Annotated in this window: 8 protein-coding genes; all 8 read right to left on the bottom strand. The window is 60.3% G+C overall.

What is annotated here, in order from left to right:
• A partial coding sequence (gene rpsH / locus AC1DMG_RS21385; protein ID WP_477181078.1) for a 30S ribosomal protein S8 occupies nt 1-241 on the bottom strand: 241 nt, incomplete at its 3' end.
• Nucleotides 242-461: 220 nt separating this feature from the next.
• Nucleotides 462-767, bottom strand: a complete 306-nt coding sequence (gene rpsN / locus AC1DMG_RS21380) for a 30S ribosomal protein S14 (protein ID WP_441605433.1) — start codon at nt 765-767, stop codon at nt 462-464.
• A 22-nt stretch (nt 768-789) separates the two neighbouring features.
• Nucleotides 790-1,332 (bottom strand): 50S ribosomal protein L5, encoded by a 543-nt coding sequence (gene rplE, locus AC1DMG_RS21375; RefSeq protein WP_441605432.1) that lies wholly within the window; start codon nt 1,330-1,332, stop codon nt 790-792.
• Nucleotides 1,333-1,342: 10 nt separating this feature from the next.
• On the bottom strand, nt 1,343-1,657 hold the full coding sequence (gene rplX, locus AC1DMG_RS21370; protein ID WP_441605431.1) for a 50S ribosomal protein L24: 315 nt from the start codon (nt 1,655-1,657) through the stop codon (nt 1,343-1,345).
• Between the two features lie 14 nt (nt 1,658-1,671).
• Nucleotides 1,672-2,040 carry a 50S ribosomal protein L14 gene (gene rplN / locus AC1DMG_RS21365; RefSeq protein ID WP_477181077.1) on the bottom strand — a complete coding sequence of 123 codons (369 nt, stop codon included), beginning with the start codon at nt 2,038-2,040 and terminating at the stop codon, nt 1,672-1,674.
• Between the two features lie 14 nt (nt 2,041-2,054).
• The gene (gene rpsQ / locus AC1DMG_RS21360; RefSeq protein ID WP_038620426.1) at nt 2,055-2,315 is read right to left on the bottom strand and encodes a 30S ribosomal protein S17; all 261 of its coding nucleotides are present in this window, start codon (nt 2,313-2,315) and stop codon (nt 2,055-2,057) included.
• Between the two features lie 12 nt (nt 2,316-2,327).
• Complete coding sequence (rpmC, locus tag AC1DMG_RS21355; protein WP_046972906.1) at nt 2,328-2,513, bottom strand: 50S ribosomal protein L29; 186 nt, start codon at nt 2,511-2,513, stop codon at nt 2,328-2,330.
• A gap of 1 nt (nt 2,514) precedes the next feature.
• The coding region (rplP, locus tag AC1DMG_RS21350; protein ID WP_477181076.1) for a 50S ribosomal protein L16 at nt 2,515-2,801 on the bottom strand (287 nt) is incomplete at its 5' end.

Here is a 2,801-nt window from a genome sequence, read left to right as displayed (position 1 = left end):
GGCTGACACGGGCAATGGTTTCGATAGCCGGACGGCCTTCGAAATACTTGAGCTTGATCTCGAGCACCGGCTTGCCTTCCACGGAGGAGGCCTTGGCGTCGAGGATATAGCCCTCATTCTTGAGAAGGTTGGCGATKGCCACYTTCAGCTTCGACGACGGCATGTTTACGGTCTGCTTGCCCGTGAGCTGGGCATTGCGGATGCGCGTAAACAGATCGGCGATGGGATCAGTCATGCTCATGAAAACATCCTTCAGAGTGCACCGATATCCGAAAAACCGGAAATCAATTCAATTGTGAGCCGGCACAGTGCCGACCTGCGGAACGCAGACCGACGACTATAACAGCTTTTTCCGACTTTGCGAACATCAGCGCATAAATCGCGCCAACGGCGGCAGGCTGATGCCCACCGCCGCATCGAACGCCAACGGGCCGAAACCCGTCAACGCCCTGTTTGGGGTATTACCAGCTGGCCTTGCGCAGGCCAGGCACGTCACCACGCATGGTGGCTTCGCGCAGCTTGTTGCGGCCCAAGCCGAACTTCTGATACACGGCGCGCGGACGGCCGGTCAGAGCACAGCGGGTGCGCTGGCGAGACGGGCTCGCGTCGCGCGGCAGCTTCTGCAGCTTGGTCTGGGCTTCCATCTTCTCGTCATACGAGGCGTTGGGGCTCAGCACGATCGCCTTCAGTTCGGCGCGCTTGGCGGCGTACTTCTTGACGAGCTTGGTCCGCTTGATATCGCGGTTGACCATCGAGGTCTTTGCCATGGATAGATATCTCTCGCGTGTATCAGTTGCGGAACGGGAAGCTGAAGGCTTCCAGCAGCGCTTTGGCTTCGTCGTCCGACTTGGCGGTGGTGGTGATGGAGATATCCATGCCACGCATCGCGTCGACGGCGTCGAAGTCGATTTCCGGGAAGATGATCTGCTCTTTGACGCCGAAGTTGTAGTTACCGCGGCCGTCAAAAGCGCGACCCGACACACCACGGAAGTCGCGCGTACGCGGCAGCGAGATGTTGATCAGGCGATCGAGGAATTCCCACATCTGCGCGCGGCGCAGGGTGACCTTGCAGCCGATCGGCCAGCCGTCGCGGATCTTGAACGAGGCAACCGACACGCGGGCCTTGGTCTGGATCGGCTTCTGGCCGGCGATCTTGGCCATGTCGGCCACGGCGTTTTCGAGCACTTTCTTGTTGCCCGCCGCTTCGCCCACGCCCATGTTCAGCGTGATCTTGGTGATGCGGGGAACCTGCATCACGTTCTGGTAACCAAAGCGCTCGGTGAGCTTCTGGATGACCTGGTCTTTGTAAAAGTTTTCGAGACGCGTCGTCATAGTTAATTCCTTACGCGTCCACGACTTCGCCGGAGGACTTGAACACGCGCACCTTACGCCCATCAGAGAGCGTCTTGGCGCCAACGCGTTCACCCTTGCCCGTGGCGGAGTTGAACAGCTGGACGTTGGAGAGGTGGATCGAAGCCTCACGCTCGACGATGCCACCGGCCTGGTTGGCCTGCGGATTCGGCTTGGTGTGACGCTTGACCAGGTTCACGTTGGAGACGAACACGCGGTCGCCATCAACGCGCAGCACGTCGCCGCGCTGACCCTTGTTTTTGCCGGTGATCACGAGGACCTGATCACCCTTGCGGATACGGTTCATGGTCTAGTCTCCGCTCAGAGCACTTCGGGCGCGAGGGAGACGATCTTCATGAACTTCTCGCTGCGCAGCTCGCGAGTGACCSGCCCGAAGATACGGGTGCCAATCGGCTCGAGCTTGTTGTTGAGGAGGACCGCTGCGTTGCCGTCGAAACGGATCAGCGAGCCATCGGGACGGCGCACACCCTTGGCGGTACGAACCACCACGGCGTTGTACACCTCGCCCTTCTTCACCTTGCCGCGGGGGATGGCATCTTTCACGGTGACCTTGATAACGTCACCGATCGCGGCGTAACGGCGCTTGGAGCCGCCGAGCACCTTGATGCACATCAGTTCGCGAGCACCGCTGTTATCGGCCGCGGATAGCGTGCTTTGCATCTGGATCATGTCTGCACCCTCCCTTAGACGTTAGCGCGCGTGATGATTTCGACCACGCGGTGATGCTTGGTCTTGGACAAGGGACGGCATTCTGCAATGCGGACCAGGTCGCCCTCGTTCGCGCCCAGGTCGTCCTGTGCGTGAAGCTTGGTCGAACGACGGATGATCTTGCCGATCAGCGGATGCTGTTCCTGGCGCTCGATCAGGACCGTCACGGTCTTGTCCATCTTGTTACTGATGACGCGGCCCTCGAGGGTGCGCGTCTGCTTTTGGTTGTCGCTCATATCAGCCGTCCCTTACTTCTTTCCGCCGAGCACGAACTTCGTGCGGGCGATGTCGCGCCGAACGCGGCGCAGCTGGTGCGGCTGATTGAGCTGGCCGGTGCCCTTCTGCATGCGCAGATTGAACTGCTCCTTGCGGAGGTCCAGCAGATGCTTGTTCAGCTCGTCGGCCGACTTGGTGGTCAAATCTTTGATGGCCATATCACATCACCGCCCGGGTCACGAATTGGGTCTGGACCGAGAGCTTGGCGGCGGCCAGGCGGAACGCCTCGCGTGCCGTCGCCTCGTCGATACCCTCGATTTCATAGAGCATGCGGCCCGGCTGGATCGGAGCGACCCAGTATTCGACGCCACCCTTACCGGCACCCATTCGAACTTCGATGGGCTTCTTGGTGATGGGCTTATCCGGGTACACACGGATCCACAGCTTGCCGCCGCGCTTCACAAAACGGGTGATGCAACGACGACCGGCTTCGATCTGACGAGCGG

This window comes from Dyella sp. 01N36, from assembly GCF_056399745.1.
This window is presented reverse-complemented; position numbering and strand designations above follow the sequence as displayed.